Genomic DNA, 18312 nt, shown 5'->3' with positions numbered 1-18312 from the left:
GGACCATCATGACGCTCAAGACGTTCAATCTGCCCGACGTCGGTGAAGGCCTCACCGAGGCAGAGATCGTGCAGTGGAAGGTGGCGCCCGGCGCAACGGTGTCCGTCAATGACATCATCTGCGAGATCGAGACCGCGAAGTCGCTCGTCGAGCTCTCCTCGCCGTACGCGGGAACGGTCTCCGAGTTGCTCGTACCCGAGGGCGAGACGATCGAGGTCGGCACGCCGATCATCTCCGTGGAGGACGCGTCCGTCTCCGGATCCGGGAATGAACACGACGGCGCCGGCCCGGGCGTCACCGCGCCGCAGGACACGAGCGGTCATGGCTCCAGTGGAACCGCATGGCCCCCGGCTCCGGGCGCGAACCATGGCCGGTCCGCTGCCGATTCCTCGTCGCCCGACCAGGATCCTGTTCCGGTGCCCGAGATGCCGGGAGAGATTGCCGGCCCCCGCGCAGGAGGCAGCCCCGCCCGGGAGGCTGCGGCTCCTGGGGCAGCGCCGGCGGAACCGACACCGGGTCCCCTTGTCGGCACGGGCCCCAAGGCAGACGCGGTGAGGCGTCGCCCCCGGAAGCCGCAGGCTGCCCCGGTGTCCGGTGCGCACGTCGGGTCACAGCAGGGCCACGCGGCAGCTACTCGCCTCGACGAGCAGCAGGCCTCCGACCAGGCCGGCCATGCCGGTGGCCCGGAGCCGGCTCGTCAGGCCGCCGCCGTGGAAGTCCGGCCGGAATCGGGCACCGCTCCTGCGCAGTCCGAGGGGATGGCGCCGCAGGCCCGGGTCAACCCGCTCAACCAGCTGATCAACCGCGTGTTGGCGAAGCCGCCGGTCCGTAAGGCCGCCCGGGACCTCGGGATCAACCTGGCCGACGTGCCGGCCACCGGTTCTGCCGGTGAGGTGACGAAGCAGGACCTCATGAGCTACCAGTCCCAGCGCGACGCCGAGCAGGATGGTGCCGACTCGTTCTGGACCGACCGCAAGCTGCTGGGTGGTGGCCGTATCGAGCGCATCCCGGTCAGGGGCGTCCGCAAGGCCACGGCGAAGGCCATGGTGCAGAGCGCGTTCACGGCGCCACATGTCAGCATCTTCGTGGATGTCGATGCCTCGCGGACCATGGAGTTCGTCAAGCGGCTCAAGGCTTCCCGCGATTTCGAGGGCATCAAGGTCTCGCCGCTGCTCATCCTGGCGAAAGCCGTCATCTGGGCAGCCGCGCGGAATCCCTCCGTCAACGCCACTTGGTCCGACGACGAGATTCTCGTCAAGCACTTCATGAATCTCGGCATCGCGGCCGCAACTCCGCGCGGCCTCATGGTGCCCAATATCAAGGACGCTCAGGACCTCTCGCTGAAGGAGCTCGCGCTGGCACTGAACGACCTGGCGACGACGGCCCGGGCAGGCAAGACTCAGCCCGCCCAGATGCAGGGCGGAACCCTGACCATCACCAACATCGGCGCCCTCGGCATCGACACGGGAACGCCGATCATCAATCCGGGCGAGGTGGCGATCGTGGCGTTCGGCACCATCAAGCAGAAGCCCTGGGTGCTCGACGGCGAGGTCATTCCCCGCTGGATCACGACGCTCGGCGGCTCCTTCGACCACCGGGTCGTCGACGGCGACCTCAGCGCGCGCTTCATGGCCGACGTCGCCTCCATCCTCGAGGAACCCGCACTGCTGCTCGACTAGGGTTGGCCCATGAACCAGCAGCTGCCGGGTGAGGACCCGGGCCGCCGACCGCGACCCAGGTACCCCCTGAGCAGGCTCCTGCTGGTGGTGGCGATCGGCTTCATCGCGTCCACTTTGCTGCAGGTGGCTCTTCCGGGTCTGGACACCATCGCGCGGCTGTCCATCCTCGTGATCGTCGCAGCCCTGATCTCCATCGCGGTGACGATGCGGCAGCAGAAGGGCCCGCCCCGCTAGGTTCTGAGGCCGGCCGCTTCCTTCCTACACCCGGTTCTCATCCATCGCCGTGCGGAGGATCGGAGCCAGGCGACGGACACCTTCGACGATGTCCTCGGGAGACACGGCGCTGAACGCCAGCCGGAGTTTGTTCGACGGCTCGTCCGACGGAGTGAACGCGGCACCGGGAATGAAGACGACGCCGGCGTCGATGGCCTTGTAGAGCAGCGGATAGGTGTCGATGCCCTCCGGAAGGGTCACCCAGACGAAGAACCCACCGTCGGGGGTCGTCCAATGCACGCCGTCGGGCAACTCCTCAGCGAGCGCGCCGAGCATGGCGTCGCACCGCTCCCGATAAAGGCTGCGCATCGAATGCAGGTGTCCCCGCCAGTCGTACTCGGTGAGGTAGGCGGTCACGAGCATCTGTGTCAGCGGCGACGGACACAGCACCACGGCCTCGCAGGCGAGGTAGAACCGGCGGTGGAGGTGCCTGGGCACCAGTGCCCAGCCGAGCCGCACGCCCGGGGCGAAGATCTTCGAGAAGGACCCGAGGTAGATGACGTCATCGGGGTTGTCCGCACGCATCGGTTTGAGGGGCTCCCCGTCGAAGCGCAGCATGCCGTAAGGGTTGTCCTCGAGGACCAGGATGGTGTGGCTGCGGCAGATCTCGACGACGCGCTGCCGACGATCAGCGGCCATCGTGATGCCGCTCGGATTGTTGAAGCTGGGGATGGTGTAGAGCAGCTTGATCGCGCGGCCCTGCGCCTCCAGCTCGACGATGATCCGCTCGAGCTCCTCCGGGATCAGGCCGAGGTCGTCCATGGGGATGGTCACGACGTCGACCTCGTAGGCCTCGAAGGTGTTCAGGGCGCCGACGTAGGTGGGATCCTCGCAGAGGATCACGTCACCCGGGTTGCAGAAAACCTTTGCGGCTACGTCCTGGGCGGACTGCGAACCTGTCGTGATCACGATGTCATCGGGGCTCGCCCCCTCGATGCCCTCGGCTGCCATCACCTCGCACACGAGCCGACGGAGTTCCTCCATGCCCTGTCCGCCGCCGTACTGCAGGGCCTCGAGCCCGTGCTCGGCGATGATCTTCTGCGCAGTGCGGCCCAGGTCCTCCAGGGGAAGAGATTTGAGGTAGGGGCTGCCGCCCGCGAGGGACACGAGGCCCGGACGGATGGAGATGTCGAAGACATCGCGCACCGCGGACTGCTTGATGTTGGCCGCCCTCAGCGAGAAGAGCTGATCGTGGCGATTGGCGGAATCGACGGCGCGTTCGAGGGCGGCTTCGGTCTCGGCGGGCAGGAGGTCGGCGGAGGTTTCGCTGGAGGACGTCACGCCCAGAGTCTAAGCGCGGGTTGACTAACAGGCAACAGTTGTTCACCAAAAGCGCCGATTACACCCAGCCGGCCTCGCGCGCCTTGAGAGCAGCCTGGAAACGACTATCCGCGTGGAGCGTGTCGAGCATCCACGCGATGTGGCGTCGGCAGGTCCTCACATTGATGTCCAGGCGCCGGGCGATCGACTCGTCGGACAGACCGTTGGCGAGGCCATGGATAATAGATCGCTGCATGCTGCTGAGCGGTGACGCCACCGCGTCCGGAGCGAGGAACGGCTGGCTGATCTCCCAGGCGATGTCGAAGAGATGGGTGAAGATGTTGATGAGGCTGTGGTCGCGGATCACCAGGGCGGCCTTGTCCTCGCGCGTGAGCTGGCGTCCCACCAGAGCCAGCTTGTCGTCGAAGATCAGCATGCGCAGGGGAATGAAGGGAAGGACGCCGAACTCACCGCCACCGGCGGCGATGGTCTCGACAGCCTTGCGTGTGGGAACGTGGTCGCGGGTACTCGTGTCGTACAGGGTCCGGCGGCGTACGCCCTTCTCCAGCAGCTCGAGGTCCTTCCGGACGCTCTCCTCGTGGACGTCCGCCGTCGAACCCTGCCCCGGCTGCGCGATGTAGACCTTCTCCGTGACGTCGCGGCCGTAGTCGATGAGGACCCGGTGGATGAGGTGCGGGTCTTCGAGCGTCTCGACCGATGTGCTGGCCAGCACGTGCTTGCGGGCATCGAGGAAGGTGGGGAGGAGGCTCGACAGCTCACGCCGCTGGCCGCTGATCCGGGCTTTGAGTTCCTGCATCGCGCGCTCGTCCGCGTCCACCAGATCGGCGAGGGCGACGTCCGGCGATACAGCGACGAGCCCATTCTCACTGCCGGCCTGTGGGCTGAGGAGACGGCGCTCCGAAAGCTTCCCGATGGCCTCATCGATGCGGCGCAGCGTCAGGCCGAGTGCCTCCGAGACCTCGGAGCGGCTCCAGCCCGGGTGTCCTACCGCATACCGGTAGACCTCGAGCGACGTCGCGTCCAGCATGAGCTCTCCCTGTCCCGTCCCATGGCGTGGGCACCGATCACGTATGAAAAACATGACATGTCCAGTTAATGACACACCACCCCGACTAGCAACTCCTAGGTGCTGCAACGTCGCGGAATCCCCGCCGTTCCGGCGATCAGGGGTACCCCGAGCAGACTATCGTCCGCTCGGGCCACAGGCCGGCGTCCGTTTCGCGTCATGTCCGTAAACGGTCACCCGTACTGCTGGACATTACCCTCTGGTCACCGCGAGTCTGAGGGAGCCGGTTCACAGGAGTCCCGCGAGGAGCTCCGTAGGAAACGGGCACTGCGGACAGCCGTGCGGAACAGCGGGACCTCCCGGAGACGGGCAAGGAAGGATCGTCATGAAGAAGGTACTCGGCGCGACTGCAGGCCTGTTGATCCTGATCGGAGCCGTGGTGCCGGCAGGTCAGTCCGCCAGCGCAGCAAGCTGGGACTGGCCCAAGGCGTCGGTCACGGCGAGCAGCTGGGACTGGCCCAAGTAGAAGAACTTGCGGCGACGGACTAGAGCCCGGGCGCCGCAACCAGAGCCCGCCCCAGCGGGGGTGATCACAGACCCTGAAGGGAAGAGCCATGAGTCAGCTGACAGTCGCCCGAACCGCCTCACGGACGGTCGTCAGCACTCAGTGGTGGCATCTTTCCCTCTCGACGGGTGGCTTCGATGTAGCGGACGGCATCATTGAAGAGCTGGTTACCCCGCTGGTGGCGCAGGCACAGGCGCTCGGCGCCAAGCGCTGGTACTTCAGCCGCTGTGAGGACGCATCCACGGGGGTCGTGAGCCAGATCAGGCTCAGCATCCATGCACATCCCCGGGTCCTCGAGCGGCTCCGGGCATTCCAGCGGGCACTTCAGGTGCGCAGCGCTCGGAACCTGCCGTTGCTCGTGGTCCGGCAGCACTACACGGCCCCGGCGAGCAACACGTATTACTCCGGTGGCCAGGAGATGGCGGATCCCCACCTCGAAGCGAACCTCGTGAAGTACGGCGGAGTCGAAGGCCTCCATCTCGCAGAAGAAGTCTTCGAGCTCAGCTCGGAACTCGCGGTCTGGGCCAACCAGCGCTTCCCCCGCATGCAGAGCCGCTCGGCACTCGGTGCCCTGATCCTCTTCGATGCCGCCCACAGCATGATGCGCGGGCCCCGTTCCGCCGGCTGGCAGGATCGCCGCCGCCTCACCTGGGACTTCTACTGGGACAGCCACCTCCGGACCTGCACCGCCGACGTCGGGCCGCGTGCTGCCGGAGTCCGCGAGGCCATGACCGCCCAGGTCGCTTCGAAGGCCATGGGCTTTCATGCCCTCATGGCAGCGACGGCGTCCGAATCGGCCGTGCACAACTGGCGACGGCGCTGGTTCCGCGCGCTCGATACGTACCTCTACCGCGCTGACAAGGTCCGGGTCAGTCGCAGCGCCCAGCACCTGACCGTCTACCAGGCGCACATGACGCTCAACCGCCTCGGTTTCGTGGCGCGGGAAGAGGCCGCCCTCGGGCTCTACGCGCGGTCGTGGAAACCACAGGCAGGCCTCATCACCGCAACGCGAAGTGCCTGATCGGCTACGGCCGGACAGGACCCATCGAGCGAAGGACTGCACCATGAACGCCAGGAATACCATCGTGCTAGCCGTGGACCAGAGTGACCTCACGGAGGCGTTGGGCTGTACTTCGGAGGTGGTCGAGTCCATGCAGGACAACGGTGTGCTCGAGTCGCAGGGTCAGTTGTGGGAGATCGGACCGGCGCGGGACTACCTGCGCGACGCCGCGTGGGCGGACCACCACTGGCACTGAGCAGAACATGCGGGCCGCAGGCGGGACGTAGTGCCCTAGCCGTACAGCGTTACCCACGCAAACATCGAAGGAGCAGCATCTCCTGCCAGCGAAGGATCCTTCATGGAAACCACTCCTACACCGGGACAACGAGTCATCATCGTAGGTGTCGACGGTTCCTGCTCCTCTGTTGCAGCGCTGCGACTCGCAGCCAGCCTGATGCCCCTCGCCGGAGACAGGATCGACGCCCTCGCTGCCTGGCAGCACCCGCTCGTATCCGGCCCCTACACGCCGTTGGAAGATGACTACGAGGAACTCGCAGGCCGGGCCCTGGATCGGGCAGTCACCGATGCTTTTCCTACTGGGGCTCCCTGTGTCGTCACGCGACGGGTGCGTCATGGACTCGCAACCGAGATCCTCATCGAGGAAAGCAGGCATGCATCGATGGTCGTCCTCGGCTCGCGCGGTCGCGGGGGATTCAACGGGTTGCTCCTCGGATCGGTGAGCTCCGCTGTCGTTGAGAGAGCCGAATGCCCGGTTCTCGTCTCTCATGGAGCCGCGCAACTGGCGGGAGGTGCGGCAATCGCTGTGCCGACGGTCGGAGCCTCGATGTGACCGCATCCAGCGTCTCCCCAGCCGTGGCCAAACCGGTCGTCGCCGGCTATGACGGCTCCGACGGCTCACGACGCGCGGTCCTGTGGGCAGCCCATCATGCGGCGGCGGCAGGGCTTCCGCTCGTCGTCGTGCACTGCTGGTCCTGGCCGTTCTTCACCCACGACCTCGGCCCTGTGCCCGACGTGAGGGACAGCGGTCTGCAGCGCGCAGCGGAGAAGATCGCAGCCGAGGGCCTGGCCCTCGCGCAGCAGGCCGAACCGGAAGTCGACGTCAGCAATCGGCTACTCGTCGGATTCCCCACGGAAGTACTCACGAGACTGTCAGTCGAAGCTGCCATGCTCGTGACCGGCACACGGGGGCTCGGTGGTTTCGGGGGCCTCCTCGTCGGATCGGTCAGCCTCCATCTCGCAGCCACGGCTTCCTGTCCCATCGCAGCGATCCGGAATGACCAGCCCGACGACGGCGAAGTCCTGGTCGCCGTCGATGGCTCGCCGGAAAGTGACCGGGCCGTCACGGCGTCAGCTGATCTCGCAGAGACCCTCGATGCTTCTCTGCACATTCTGCATGTCCGCCCGTACAGCCGACACGCAGCCGCACGGCTTCCGGACCTGGACCGCGATTCCGTCATCCAGCAGGCGCTGAATCTCCTGCCGGCCGACGCCGACCTCACCGTCATCGAAGATTCCTTCGCGGAGCCCTCGGTGGCCGGGGTCATCCTGCATCACGCAAGTCGCGCTGTCTGTGTGGTGCTCGGCGCCAAGGGAAACAACACACTCGGTGCCCGCCTCGGATCCACGGTGCACGCGGTGCTGCATCACGCCCAGGGCAACGTCCTCGTCGTGCGTTGAGTCGCGACAGCCTCAGGCCCCCATCGGCGATCCGGCGCAGCACTCGGCCGGTCATGAGGGCTGCACGTCAGGTCAGGAGCGGCGCGGAGCAAGTCCCAGCTTGGCAAGCCGTCGATAGATCGTGGCCCGGCTGATACCCAGTTCCACAGCGGCAGCCGCGACAGACATCCCGGGCTGAGCCAGGGTCCTCACTATTTCGTCGCGTTCGAACTTCTCGATCCGGGTCAGCTTCTGTGTGCAGCGACTCAGCAGCCCGGGGGGAAGATGCCGAACGTCGATCGTCTCCGTGACGAGCGCGGCGGCATGCACCACCTCGACCAGTTCATCGACGTTCCCGGGCCAATCATGGTTAGTTAGGGCCCGTTCGGCTGCCGGGGTGAAGTCGAGATCGCGCAGTCTGGTCTGTCGTGCAGCGTATCTCGCGAGAGGCATCACATCACTCGGTCTTTCGCGAAGCGAAGGTACGGGTACGACGGTTTCCACGGACTCCCGCAGGGGTTGCGGCACGTGATCGAGCTGTTCAGCGGAGAAGGCCCAAAGGAGGGACGGAGCTGCTCCGGGGGCTCGCGGAGAGGAACTGAGGATGTTCCTCGCGTGGGCAGCGAGTTCGTGGGCAGCCCACGCGGGAAGGAAGTCAGCGTTCTCGATGATGATGGCAGTGTCCGACTTCGACAGTTCGGGCGTCCACAGGGCGAGCCATGCGTCGACCATCTCCGGGGACGGGACGGTCGCGCACAGGATTCGGCTGGCCGGATGCGCCTGCCGAAGGGCCTGCCCGAGCAGCGTTGCTCGTCCACTTCCATGTTCCCCGATGGCTGCAACCGCGTTCCCTCGGGCCAGCGTCGCCGTTGCTTGTTCGAGGGCTGCGGTCCAGGGTGCAGACATGGCGCGCATCGTGCCTGCTGCGGGCTCGAGGCGTGGCCTTCGCACGCGGAATACTCCTCCTTGTGGCCTGGCGGGTGCAGCGCGCCCCTGTGATCGGCTGAACATGAGGGTCGAGGTATTGGTGGCCGCGGACTGGGCAAGGGCCAGAAGGAGTCCGGGGGAGGTCTTGGACCAGGTGGTGATGTTGATGCTTCCCTCCAGGTGACCGGTGACAGGGTCCATCACCGGCACCGCCGCGCAGGTGTAGGTTCGGAGGCTGGCGCTGTAGTGCTCTTCGGCGCGGACCAAGGTAGGAACCCGGTCCGCCAGGGCAAGACCGAGACCGTTTGTTCCGGCTTCCCGCTCAGAGAAGGCGAAGCCGGGGGCTAGGTGAACGCGATCCAGTGCCCGCAAGAGGGAGGAGTCCCCGCTGAAGCGGTTGAGGACAAGTCCTTCGGCGTCGGTCAGCATGAGGCTGAGTGGTTCGTTCGACAAGGTCTGGTGAAGGCCTGCCAACACTTCCTGTCCACACTGGTAGAACAATGAATCATCGGGCACCTCGCCGGCCCAGGCAGGTTCGACGATCTCTGGCGATACCCCGTACTCCTGGCTTCTCTGCCAGGACGCCAGAAGGCGACGAGTACTGGAGGAGACTCCGCCCCCGCTGGATTCCTCCGTCGTGGCAGTGAGTGACTTTTCGTGGTTCGGCTTCATTGCCGACCTCCTTGAAGGTGATCATCCGACGATAGCTTGTGCGTTGCTTCTTTGGCCGACCCCGTGTCTCACATTGAGACGCCGATCAGGGTTGCTGAGCTGAGAGGGCGCATAGTGTCGTCCTCCATCACGACTACGGCAGTCGTGAGGAGATGGAGATCAGGCATGTACACCAAAGACGGAGAGAATTATTTCATCGTTGACGCTCACATTGCCCTGTGGGACGCCCGCCCTGAAAACCAACGCAACATCCATGGCAAGCAGTTCATCGACTGCTTCTACGACTATCACCGCAACCTCTCACCCGCCGAACAGCTGTGGACCTACGAGGAATACCTGTATCAGGGCGGGCAGCGCCTGATGAAGGACATCTTCGAGGACGGCTACGTCGATCACGCGATCTTCCAGCCCGCGTATCTCGGGGAGTTCTACAAGAACGGGTTCGGACAGATCGAGGAGTCCTACGCCCTGGCCGCGGCCCATCCGACCCAGCTCACCTACAACCACTGCTTCGACCCGCGCAATGGCGAGGCCGGCCTGGACCAGTTGCGCGCGGATCACGAGCGCATGAACTTCAAGGGCGTCAAGCTCTACACCGCCGAATGGAACGGCGACTCGCGCGGCTACAAGCTCTCCGACCCCTGGACCTACCGCTACTTCGAGGAATGCCGGAAGCTCGGCGTGAAGAACATCCACGTCCACAAGGGTCCTACGATCCGCCCCCTGGACCGGGATGCCTTCGATGTCTCCGACGTGGACCACGCGGCCACCGATTTCACCGACCTGAACTTCGTGGTCGAGCACGTCGGGCTGCCTCGCCTGGAGGATTTCTGCTGGATCGCCACGCAGGAGCCGAATGTGCACGGCGGTCTCGCCGTCGCCATGCCCTTCATGCACACCCGGCCCCGTTACTTCGCGCAGATCATCGGTGAACTCATCTACTGGATCGGCGAGGACCGCATCCAGTTCTCCAGTGACTACGCCCTGTGGACGCCGAGATGGCTGATCGAAGCGTTCGTCGACTTCCAGATCCCCGAGGACATGACCGAGTACGCCCCGCTCACCATCGACCAGAAGAAGAAGATTCTCGGCCTCAACGCCGCCAAGATGTACGACATCCCGGTACCCGAAGCCTTACGGCTGCCCGACGCCGAAGAGACCGCGACGGGCCCGCGCCAGCCCGACCGTGCGGACCTGGCGGGCGTCTGATGACTGATGTCCAGACCCTGCCGGCACCTCGCGCTGTCCTCCTCGAGTGTGAGGACGTCCGGCACGCCCTGCACGCCGTCCAGGATCCCGAACTCGATGAACCGATCACCGATCTGGGATTCGTGCGGTCCATCGACGTTACCCGGGGTGTCGGAGGCCTGGTCGTCAGCGTGCACCTACGTCTCCCGACGTCGTTCTGTTCACCCAACTTCGCTTATCTGATGGCATCCGACAGCAAGGACGCCATCGCGGCCATGGAAGGGGTCGAGAAAGTCGTCGTGGAGTTGGACGACCACCACGACTCGGACCTGATCAATGCCGGACTCGCGGCCGACGCCGGCTACCGGGGAACGTTCCGCCACGAAGCCGAAGACAGCCTCGACGAGTTGCGGTGGACCTTCCGGAAGAAAGCACACACCGCAGCGATGGAACGCTGCCTGACGGAACTTCTCCGCGCCGACCGGGACCTCGCAGAAACCGATGTCGGTGGCATCCGATTGGCGGACCTTTCGGCTGGGCGCAGCAAGACGGCTCTCCTGCGCCGACGGGAAACGCTCGGACTGCCCACGCATCCGAATGCCGTCGTCCTGGTCGACCATGAAGGGCACACCTACGCGCCGGAGGCCGTGTCCATGGCATTGCGTAGGGCCCGGTCGACCCGGATTTCCATCGACGGCAACGCCCACTTCTGCCGGGGACTGTTGCGCACCCGCTATGCAGGATCCGAGGCGGACCAGAGCGTTCGCCCCGAAGGCGCCGAACCCACCAGTCACCACACCCTGCTCCCAGTAGCAGTCAAGGAGATCCACCCGTGAGCACTATGCGAGCCGTCCAGGTCGTCGGTTACCACCAGGACCTGAAGATGACAGAGGCACCCATGCCGGAAGTATCCGGGCCGTGGGATGTCATTGTTCGAATCGGCGGTGCCGGTGTCTGCCGGACCGACCTTCACATCCTCGAGGGGCAATGGGCGGAGAAGTCGCAGGTCCAACTGCCCTACACGATCGGTCATGAGAACGCAGGCTGGGTCCATGCCATCGGGACCGCAGTGACGAACGTGGAGGTTGGCGACAAAGTGATCCTCCACCCACTCGTGACCTGTGGGCTCTGCCGCGCCTGCCGTTCCGGCGATGATGTGCACTGCGAGACCAGTAAGTTTCCCGGAATCGACACCCACGGCGGATACGCCGAGTACCTGCTGACCTCTGCCCGCTCGGTCGTGAGGATCGATGATTCGCTTGAACCCGCTGATGTCGCCGCTCTCGCCGACGCCGGCCTCACCGCCTACCACGCGGCGGCGAAAGCAGCCAAAAGACTCACGCCCAGGGACACCTGCGTGGTGATCGGAGCAGGCGGCCTCGGACACATCGGGATCCAGGTCCTCAAAGCACTCACGCCCAGCCGCATTGTCGTCGTCGACCGCAATCCCGCCGCCCTCGAACTCGCGAAAAGTATCGGAGCCGACGAAGGCGTCTTGGCCGACGGAAAACAGATCGAACACGTCCTCGAACTCACCGGAGGCCACGGCGCCGAGGTCCTCATGGACTTCGTGGGAGAAGGCGGGGCGACGTCCGAAGGCATCGCCATGACCCGACAAGCCGGGGATTACTTCGTCGTCGGCTACGGAGAGAACATCAACGTACCCACCATCGACCTGGTCTCCTCGGAAATCAACATCATCGGCAACCTCGTCGGCAGCTACAACGACCTGCAGGACCTCATGGCCCTCGCCGCCCAAGGATCAGTCACGTTGCATACGCAAAAATACGCCCTCGATGACTTCCAGTCGGCGATCGACGACCTCGACGCCGGCAAGGTGCGTGGGCGCGCGATTCTCGTTCCCTGACCTGATGCGCAGTACGCAGTGGTAGACCGATGGACCTCCTCCTGGTCCTGTAGGTCACCGCGAGATGAGCCTGTCCTAGTCGGACCCCTGCACGATGCTCCGGTAGGGCTCCACGGAGAGTCAGGGGCGACCACGCGGCTGGAAGAGTCCCTCCCTCGCGGCGTAGTCACCGGGTGAGGTGGCAGCACGATCGACACGGTCGAGGCAGCAGGATTCCTGACGGGCATCCGATGCGTCACCGTTCCGACCGTTGCCTCTACAGATGCGCCGACATCCCCTCCTCTGGTCTACACGGAGGAGGGGGCATTCGAGGAGTATCAGTTCTTCCCACGCAATCAGGATCTGGCCCTCGTTGACTCGGCCATCATCGCGGGCGCGCCCGCCTCGTTCATGCTGTCCGGCCTCGGATTCCAATCGGGGGGGTCTGGCAGGAGCTCACGCCACGCCCTTCGATATGCGGGTGTTGCACCAGGCCCAGGTAAACGCTCACCGAAGTGTTATCCGGTGTCGTGACGACTACGGGAGATATTGCTCCCGCGTCTCTCCGAACGGAACCGTGTCGCTGAGCGCGAGCGTGTACCGGCGATGATTATGGCGAGTGACTACGATGCCTGCAGATCGTTGTCGCGCTGCGATTCTTCGGAGCGTTGCTTCTGCATCGTCGAGCATCTCCTGAAGCTGGCCAGGTTCGGTAACGAGAACTTCCACCTGGTCGAGGCACTGTGCGCCCATGGTGATCACATTCCTTTCCATTTTCTTCGTGTCACCCTCGACGCGAAGTGGTGTAGGTCCTAGTTCGCGAAAGGTGTGATTGGTCCGCACACGCGGACGCTGGGAGTTGTACCGCTCTCGATGACGCTGAACGAAGTGTGGTGGATCCGGGAGTGGCGTCCCGGGCCTTTTCTCCAAGCCCGGGACGCCACCATCGTTCGAAGGGTTAGGCGATGGCGTCGCGGAGTTCCTTGGCTGCCAGGGCTGGGTCGGCGGCGCTGTAGATCGCGCCTCCGGCAACAGCTACCTCGGCGCCGGCCTTCTGGACGTCTCCGATGGTGGCAACCTTCACGCCACCGGCTACGGAGAACGGAACACGGGCCTCGGCGCCGGCGCTGAGGAGTCCCTTCAGGTCGAAGCCGGGCTTGGCCTGCTCGTCCAGACCAGCGTGCATCTCGACGAACTTCGCGCCCAGGGCGCGAACTTCCTTGGCGCGCGTGACCTTGTCCGCTACGCCGATGAGGTCGACGACGACGCCCTTGTTGTGGGCCTTGGCGGCCTTGACGGCACCAGCGATGGTGGAGTCATCGGCGGTTCCGAGGACGGTCATCAGGTCAGCACCGGCCTTGAACGCGATGTCTGCTTCGAGCTCTCCGGCGTCCATGGTCTTCATGTCAGCGAAGACGATCTTGTCCGGGTGGGCTTCCTTGATGGCAGTGACGACGGAGAGTCCGGCGGCCTTGATCAGGGGGGTGCCGAGTTCGATGATGTCGACGTACTCGGCGACTTTGCCTGCCAGTTCGAGGGCGTCTTCGGTGGTGAGCAGATCGATGGCTACTTGGAGCTTCATGGTGTTGTTCTCTTTCTGTTGGGAACTGCGGTAAGTGGAAGAGGAAAGGCCTTGGTTACTCGAGGTTCGCGTGCCTGAGCCAGAGCTTTTCGGCCGGCTCGTCGGTGTTGTCCCATAGGGACTGGAAGATGGCCTCGGTGGCCAGGAACAGTACCTGTTCGAAGAGGGACCCCGCGTACTGACGGGACACGCTGGTGCCGTGGTCGGTCTTCTGGGCGGCAGGGATGATCACCACGACGTCGGCGAGCTTTGCGAGCGGAGACTCGGCGTTGGTGGTGAACGCTGCAATGCGTGCTCCGGCCTTCGCCGCTGTCTCAGCGGATTTGACTACTCCTGAGGTCGTACCCGAGCCGGAAGCTACGAGGAGCAGGTCCTCGGAACCGATTGCTGGGGTGGTGGTATCACCGGCGACATGGACGGACAGTCCCAGGTGCATCAGCCTCATGGCAGTCATGCGGAGGGCGAGGCCGCTTCGGCCCGCTCCGGCGACGAACACCTGCCCTGGCTGGCGGAGATGAGCCGCCAGTGCGGCCAACTCCTGCTCGTTGATCTTGGCCGCCGTGTCCACGATCTCGTCCCTTATGAGGGTGAGATTACGACCAATGTCATCTGCCGTGGTGGGTGCGATAGTCGTCTCATCTGCTGTCGAGCTCACAATTCATCCCCTTTGATTTGGTCGTCCGCCCTGAGGGGCCGCACGAACGTTTTGTGGTTGATATCCATCATGGTGAGCCGAATGGGCAGGGGTAACACTGTTTTCTGACGGTTTTGCCTACACTTAAGTATTGGTGCGGACTCCAGCCTGCCGAGGACTACCCCGATGATCGGGATCAGCGCTCGGTTCTGGCGACACGTGCGCTGACGCCTGTGGATATCGTGTGCTGCCGTTCAGGTGATCGTCGGTCCGCGTCACACCTGAACGGCACCGGGAATGTAGATGGATCGGACAATCGTTGTCGAGACGGGGAACCTGTGAGGTTCTTGTCGGATATCGCCCCAGATGGTGCTCGGTCATATGTCGAGATATTCCACCGTTTGTCCAGATATCGATATACGGCGTCGCAAAGCTGCGTCTTGCGATTAGAGCAGGAGTGGCGCTAGTCGCGACGCCAGCTCACGGGCTGCTTCCGCGTGGTCGCAGATGGCGGAAAACCGTTCTGAGGGACCTGTGAGGCAGACAGCCGCCTCAACGGTCCCGTGTGGGAGTTTCACCGGGATGGCCAGGCAGGAGAACCCTTGTTCCAGTTCGTTGATGTCCGCGGCTTGGCCTTCGGCACGTATGTGCGCGAATTGCTCCTCTAGTTGCCGCCTGTCTGTGATGGTGTGCGGCGTCAGCTTCATCAAGGGGCCCTTTGGAAAAGGGGGAGCCGAATCACCGAGTTCAGCGAGCATGAGTTTCCCTGCAGCGGAGGCGTGTGGATGCCGGAGCATGTCGGATGCTGACTGCAGCGGATAATCCGGATCTTCGTCGGCAATTTTGAGAGATGCGTTGCGGAACAATACGAGGTGTACGGCGAAGCGGTTTCCGCTTCGGAACTCTTCTATTGCAGAGCGAGCCGCGGTGGAGACGTTCGGTGGCACTGCGGCCATGATGAGGCCTGAGATTGCGTGACCGAGCGCGAAACCGCGGAGGTCAGATGTGCGAACGAGGTATTCATCAGCAACGAGCGCGTTCAACATTCGGTAGACGGTCGCCGGCGGCATCTGCAGCGCGTCGGTAATCTCCTTCGCCGTGGTTCCGGTGCCAAACCGAGCCACTATTTCCAGAATCCTGAGCGAATTCGACGCAGTGCTGGGCCCCGAGTGCGCGGGTTTGTAGCCCATCAGCTGGGCCTTCCAAGAAACAGGTCCGAATCCTGGCTCTCGTCGTAGACGCCAACAGACGCCAGACGCTCAGGTAGACGGAGATGCAGGATCAGGGCGTATACAACGCTGGCGAGAAGGACGCCGGCGTAGATGAGGGCCTGCAGGTTACCTGTATCGGTTGATACTGTCGCGGCTTTCCACAGCACGAAACCGAGGGTCAGGGGCGTTACTGCCCCAAGGATCCAGCTGGCGTACGTATCTTCCCCGATCCGATGCAAGAAGAAGGGCAGGGAGGCGCTGGCAAGAATGTAGGCGCCGAGGTACCCGTAGGCGCCCAAGGTGAAGAAAAGCACGAGGCCCTGGTGAGGGCTGGTGCCGGAGAAGATAACCGCTATTGGGACTGCAGCCACTACCGGCATCACGACCATGATCGCCACCGAGGGCGTCCGATAGGAGGCGTGGGCTCGACCCATGATCCTTGGTGCAACGCCTTCTCTGCCCATGCAGAAAAGGACTCGGGCAAGGGCGCTCAGAGATGCGATGGCACAGGCGAACCAGGATGCTGCGATGCCGAGGTCAAGCACCGCGGCGAGTAGCGGGGAAGTTTGGGCAAACAGGTCGGATAACGGAGTGGAACTCGACCTGATGGATGTCGGTGCGTCGTGGAGAGCCAGATCTTGAGTGATCGCGGCAAGAAGATACAGCGTGCCTGCCAATATAGGAGTCCACGTAATGGTCCGCGGGATGCTGATGAAGGGTTTCTGCGCCTCGCCTCCCAAGGTAGTAGCGCTTTCGAAACCAACGAAGGCACTGACGGCTACGACGATTCCAATCCATAAGACATCCGGGTCTCCACTCCAGGAGAAGAAATCCTCAAAGTCCAACGTCGGCGTGTTGAGGGCGAAGTAGGCAATCATGAGGGCTGTGAGGAGCCCTATTGCTAGGCACTCAACCATCAACGTGAACCAGGCGGAGATTTGAACTCCCCTAATCATGAGGAAACAAGCGAAAGCTGTCGCTGCAAGAATGACTAGGGCCATAGAAATGTTGGGGTTCGGAAGATTGATCCCAAGGTTGATCATCATCTGATCTGTGTATGTCCCGACAGCCAACAGACTGGCCATGGCTATGACCCCGTATCCGAATATCGCTGACCAGCCGGCCGTGATGGCCGTCCGTTGTCCGAGTCCTTTGGCTGTGTAGCTGTAGAGGCCACTGACTGCAGCCATGCGCTTCGCCATAGGCCTGAGGCAGAAGGAGACCAGGATCATCACGGCCATGGCTGCTCCGAACGTCAGAACAAGGTTCGGAGAAGCGGAACCCGGGACGACGGTCGGATAGACGAGGGCCGGGATGACCGCCATGGCGCCAGCAGGTGCCACTGCAGCTACCGCTTGGGCGAAGACCGGCAGAAAAGCGAGCTTCCGGCGGCGCAAACCCTCCACCGGGGAGTGAGGTGTGATGAAGCGATCTCTGCGGGCGGACATCAAGAACCAGTTCTCCTTCGAACGGTAGGTGCACCTTGCTGACGAGGACGACAACGCAACGACCTGAGGCGCAGAACGGTAGCAGTCCCAGGCCCCGACCCGAGCAACTTCTGCCCCGGCATGTTTCCAGCATGTTTCAGATGTTTCCAACATGTTAACTGAGGTGAGAAGAATTGCTCCTGAATTTCTCAATGAAACTTCTGGAAGGGTCTCGCGCAGGGGGAAGTCTTTGACGTAGCGTTGTCTCATCAAAGGAAGTAAGTGATCGGCATCACATCAGCAGTACTCGACACGGAGTTCGGCTGATTCTCCGCAAGAGGCGTATGTCGGATTGCAGCTGATGCCTTTGTATACCCCACCAGGTTCGTCAGTTGAGTACTGACGTACGCCTATATGCGCATGCCGTGAACAGCTTCAACAATTGCAAGTTCTAATCATCTTCGGCTTACCGGGATCTTCGGCTGTCAGGCCGCGAGAAACCTTCATTTGTATATGTATTCAAGGAGAGAACGATGAGTATCGACAGTGACGTCAACACCGTAGTTGGGGTGGAGTACCCCCTTGATCCGCTTTCCCGTGCTGAGATTTCGCGTGCGGCTTCGATTTTGAAGGATGGGCCGGCTGCGGCGGAGTCGTTCCGTTTCATCAGTATCGAGTTGCGTGAGCCTGCGAAGGATTTGCTGCGGGCCGGTATTGAGACGGTGCGTGAGGCTGACGCGGTCCTGATCGATCGTGCCGAGGGGCGCTCCTATGAGGCGATCGTCGACCTTGATGCGGGCATCGTCTCGACGTGGACGCAGTTGGGCGCGGGAGTGCATCCGCCGTTCATGCTGGACGAGTTCGCCGAGGGTGAGGAGAGCTGCCGGAAGAACCCCGAGGTCATCGCGGCCCTGGCAGCTCGTGGCATCACCGATATGGGATTGGTGTGCTTCGAGCCGTGGTCGGTGGGGTACTTCGGTGAGGACAACGAAGGACGGCGCCTGATGCGCGCCCTGGTCTTCGTCCGTGACGAGCCCGACGACAGCCCGTATGCCCACCCGATCGAGAACTTCATCGTCATCGTCGACCTCAACACCGGCGAGGTCGTGCAGCTCCAGGACGATGAGAAGACTCCTGTTCCGGCCGCTAGCGGCAATTACCTGCCCAAGTACGTCGGCCCGGCCCGGACCGATCTGAAGCCCATTTCCATCACCCAGCCCGAAGGCCCGTCCTTCACGGTGACCGGTAACCATGTCCAGTGGGCCAACTGGACGTTCCGCATCGGATTCACCCCCCGCGAGGGCCTGGTCCTGCACCAGCTGCGCTACCAGGACAAGGGCGTGG

Annotated in this window: 19 protein-coding genes; 11 read left to right on the top strand and 8 right to left on the bottom strand. The window is 63.5% G+C overall.

The window, feature by feature from the left end; genetic code table 11:
- Window positions 1-8 precede the first annotated feature (8 nt).
- Complete coding sequence (locus D6T63_RS14375; protein WP_120149753.1) at window positions 9-1679, top strand: 2-oxo acid dehydrogenase subunit E2; 1671 nt, start codon at window positions 9-11, stop codon at window positions 1677-1679.
- A 9-nt stretch (window positions 1680-1688) separates the two neighbouring features.
- Window positions 1689-1913: a hypothetical protein gene (locus D6T63_RS14370; RefSeq protein WP_120149752.1), complete on the top strand. Its 225-nt coding sequence runs from the start codon at window positions 1689-1691 to the stop codon at window positions 1911-1913.
- A gap of 24 nt (window positions 1914-1937) precedes the next feature.
- Here the strand turns inward: D6T63_RS14370 and D6T63_RS14365 are convergent, their stop codons facing one another.
- Both D6T63_RS14365 and D6T63_RS14360 read right to left on the bottom strand, forming a co-directional pair.
- Window positions 1938-3233: an aminotransferase-like domain-containing protein gene (locus tag D6T63_RS14365; protein ID WP_120149751.1), complete on the bottom strand. Its 1296-nt coding sequence runs from the start codon at window positions 3231-3233 to the stop codon at window positions 1938-1940.
- Window positions 3234-3291: 58 nt separating this feature from the next.
- Window positions 3292-4260, bottom strand: a complete 969-nt coding sequence (locus tag D6T63_RS14360) for a helix-turn-helix transcriptional regulator (RefSeq protein WP_120149750.1) — start codon at window positions 4258-4260, stop codon at window positions 3292-3294.
- Between the two features lie 364 nt (window positions 4261-4624).
- Here D6T63_RS14360 and D6T63_RS19285 point away from each other — a divergent pair, with 364 nt between their 5' ends.
- The 5 genes from D6T63_RS19285 to D6T63_RS14340 all read left to right on the top strand — a co-directional run bounded on the left by D6T63_RS19285 (window position 4625) and on the right by D6T63_RS14340 (window position 7502).
- The gene (locus D6T63_RS19285; RefSeq protein WP_182977022.1) at window positions 4625-4765 is read left to right on the top strand and encodes a hypothetical protein; all 141 of its coding nucleotides are present in this window, start codon (window positions 4625-4627) and stop codon (window positions 4763-4765) included.
- 88 nt (window positions 4766-4853) lie between these two features.
- Window positions 4854-5825 carry a lantibiotic dehydratase C-terminal domain-containing protein gene (locus tag D6T63_RS14355; protein ID WP_120149749.1) on the top strand — a complete coding sequence of 324 codons (972 nt, stop codon included), beginning with the start codon at window positions 4854-4856 and terminating at the stop codon, window positions 5823-5825.
- 43 nt (window positions 5826-5868) lie between these two features.
- Window positions 5869-6060 (top strand): hypothetical protein, encoded by a 192-nt coding sequence (locus D6T63_RS14350; protein ID WP_120149748.1) that lies wholly within the window; start codon window positions 5869-5871, stop codon window positions 6058-6060.
- A 102-nt stretch (window positions 6061-6162) separates the two neighbouring features.
- Window positions 6163-6654: a universal stress protein gene (locus D6T63_RS14345; protein WP_120149747.1), complete on the top strand. Its 492-nt coding sequence runs from the start codon at window positions 6163-6165 to the stop codon at window positions 6652-6654.
- Window positions 6651-7502: a universal stress protein gene (locus D6T63_RS14340; protein ID WP_182977021.1), complete on the top strand. Its 852-nt coding sequence runs from the start codon at window positions 6651-6653 to the stop codon at window positions 7500-7502. The genes D6T63_RS14345 and D6T63_RS14340 overlap by 4 nt, the downstream gene beginning before the upstream one ends.
- A gap of 72 nt (window positions 7503-7574) precedes the next feature.
- Here the strand turns inward: D6T63_RS14340 and D6T63_RS14335 are convergent, their stop codons facing one another.
- The gene (locus tag D6T63_RS14335; RefSeq protein WP_120149745.1) at window positions 7575-9080 is read right to left on the bottom strand and encodes an AAA-type ATPase lid domain-containing protein; all 1506 of its coding nucleotides are present in this window, start codon (window positions 9078-9080) and stop codon (window positions 7575-7577) included.
- 165 nt (window positions 9081-9245) lie between these two features.
- On the opposite strand from D6T63_RS14335, the gene D6T63_RS14330 reads away from it, so the two are divergent.
- Genes D6T63_RS14330 through D6T63_RS14320 form a run of 3 tightly spaced genes read left to right on the top strand, consistent with a single transcriptional unit; the run spans window position 9246 to window position 12135 of the window.
- A complete protein-coding gene (locus D6T63_RS14330) occupies window positions 9246-10289 on the top strand; it encodes an amidohydrolase family protein (protein ID WP_120149744.1) in 1044 nt (347 codons plus the stop codon).
- Entirely contained in the window at window positions 10289-11104 is an 816-nt protein-coding gene (locus D6T63_RS14325; RefSeq protein ID WP_120149743.1) for a metal-sulfur cluster assembly factor, read from the top strand. Before D6T63_RS14330 ends, D6T63_RS14325 begins: the two co-directional genes overlap by 1 nt.
- A 5-nt stretch (window positions 11105-11109) precedes the next feature.
- Window positions 11110-12135 carry an NAD(P)-dependent alcohol dehydrogenase gene (locus tag D6T63_RS14320; protein WP_120149742.1) on the top strand — a complete coding sequence of 342 codons (1026 nt, stop codon included), beginning with the start codon at window positions 11110-11112 and terminating at the stop codon, window positions 12133-12135.
- A 516-nt stretch (window positions 12136-12651) separates the two neighbouring features.
- Here D6T63_RS14320 and D6T63_RS14310 read toward each other — a convergent pair.
- The 5 genes from D6T63_RS14310 to D6T63_RS14290 form a co-directional block, all read right to left on the bottom strand.
- A complete protein-coding gene (locus D6T63_RS14310) occupies window positions 12652-12876 on the bottom strand; it encodes a hypothetical protein (RefSeq protein ID WP_407923751.1) in 225 nt (74 codons plus the stop codon).
- A gap of 196 nt (window positions 12877-13072) precedes the next feature.
- Window positions 13073-13696: a 3-hexulose-6-phosphate synthase gene (hxlA, locus tag D6T63_RS14305; protein ID WP_120149740.1), complete on the bottom strand. Its 624-nt coding sequence runs from the start codon at window positions 13694-13696 to the stop codon at window positions 13073-13075.
- Between the two features lie 55 nt (window positions 13697-13751).
- Window positions 13752-14351, bottom strand: coding sequence for a 6-phospho-3-hexuloisomerase (hxlB, locus tag D6T63_RS14300; RefSeq protein WP_120149739.1), 600 nt, complete (start codon window positions 14349-14351; stop codon window positions 13752-13754).
- Window positions 14352-14776: 425 nt separating this feature from the next.
- A complete protein-coding gene (locus tag D6T63_RS14295; protein ID WP_120149738.1) occupies window positions 14777-15520 on the bottom strand; it encodes an IclR family transcriptional regulator in 744 nt (247 codons plus the stop codon).
- Complete coding sequence (locus D6T63_RS14290; protein WP_120149859.1) at window positions 15520-16866, bottom strand: APC family permease; 1347 nt, start codon at window positions 16864-16866, stop codon at window positions 15520-15522. Before D6T63_RS14290 ends, D6T63_RS14295 begins: the two co-directional genes overlap by 1 nt.
- Window positions 16867-17501: 635 nt before the next feature.
- On the opposite strand from D6T63_RS14290, the gene D6T63_RS14285 reads away from it, so the two are divergent.
- A partial coding sequence (locus tag D6T63_RS14285) for a copper amine oxidase (protein ID WP_456236542.1) occupies window positions 17502-18312 on the top strand: 811 nt, incomplete at its 3' end.

The sequence above is a fragment of the Arthrobacter cheniae genome, assembly GCF_003602275.1.
Classification (GTDB): domain Bacteria; phylum Actinomycetota; class Actinomycetes; order Actinomycetales; family Micrococcaceae; genus Arthrobacter_D; species Arthrobacter_D cheniae.
The sequence above is the reverse complement of the archived record's forward strand: the minus strand, read 5'-3'. Positions and strand labels throughout refer to the sequence as shown.

Coding starts and splice junctions, on each gene's coding strand:
- D6T63_RS14360 (WP_120149750.1), bottom strand. CDS start 4,260: ATGCTGGACGCGACGTCGCTCGAGGTCTACCGGTATGCGGTAGGACAC.
- D6T63_RS19285 (WP_182977022.1), top strand. CDS start 4,625: ATGAAGAAGGTACTCGGCGCGACTGCAGGCCTGTTGATCCTGATCGGA.
- D6T63_RS14370 (WP_120149752.1), top strand. CDS start 1,689: ATGAACCAGCAGCTGCCGGGTGAGGACCCGGGCCGCCGACCGCGACCC.
- D6T63_RS14330 (WP_120149744.1), top strand. CDS start 9,246: ATGTACACCAAAGACGGAGAGAATTATTTCATCGTTGACGCTCACATT.
- D6T63_RS14345 (WP_120149747.1), top strand. CDS start 6,163: ATGGAAACCACTCCTACACCGGGACAACGAGTCATCATCGTAGGTGTC.
- D6T63_RS14355 (WP_120149749.1), top strand. CDS start 4,854: ATGAGTCAGCTGACAGTCGCCCGAACCGCCTCACGGACGGTCGTCAGC.
- D6T63_RS14290 (WP_120149859.1), bottom strand. CDS start 16,866: ATGGCGGTCATCCCGGCCCTCGTCTATCCGACCGTCGTCCCGGGTTCC.
- D6T63_RS14325 (WP_120149743.1), top strand. CDS start 10,289: ATGACTGATGTCCAGACCCTGCCGGCACCTCGCGCTGTCCTCCTCGAG.
- D6T63_RS14335 (WP_120149745.1), bottom strand. CDS start 9,080: ATGAAGCCGAACCACGAAAAGTCACTCACTGCCACGACGGAGGAATCC.
- hxlA (WP_120149740.1), bottom strand. CDS start 13,696: ATGAAGCTCCAAGTAGCCATCGATCTGCTCACCACCGAAGACGCCCTC.
- D6T63_RS14295 (WP_120149738.1), bottom strand. CDS start 15,520: ATGGGCTACAAACCCGCGCACTCGGGGCCCAGCACTGCGTCGAATTCG.
- D6T63_RS14375 (WP_120149753.1), top strand. CDS start 9: ATGACGCTCAAGACGTTCAATCTGCCCGACGTCGGTGAAGGCCTCACC.
- D6T63_RS14320 (WP_120149742.1), top strand. CDS start 11,110: ATGCGAGCCGTCCAGGTCGTCGGTTACCACCAGGACCTGAAGATGACA.
- D6T63_RS14350 (WP_120149748.1), top strand. CDS start 5,869: ATGAACGCCAGGAATACCATCGTGCTAGCCGTGGACCAGAGTGACCTC.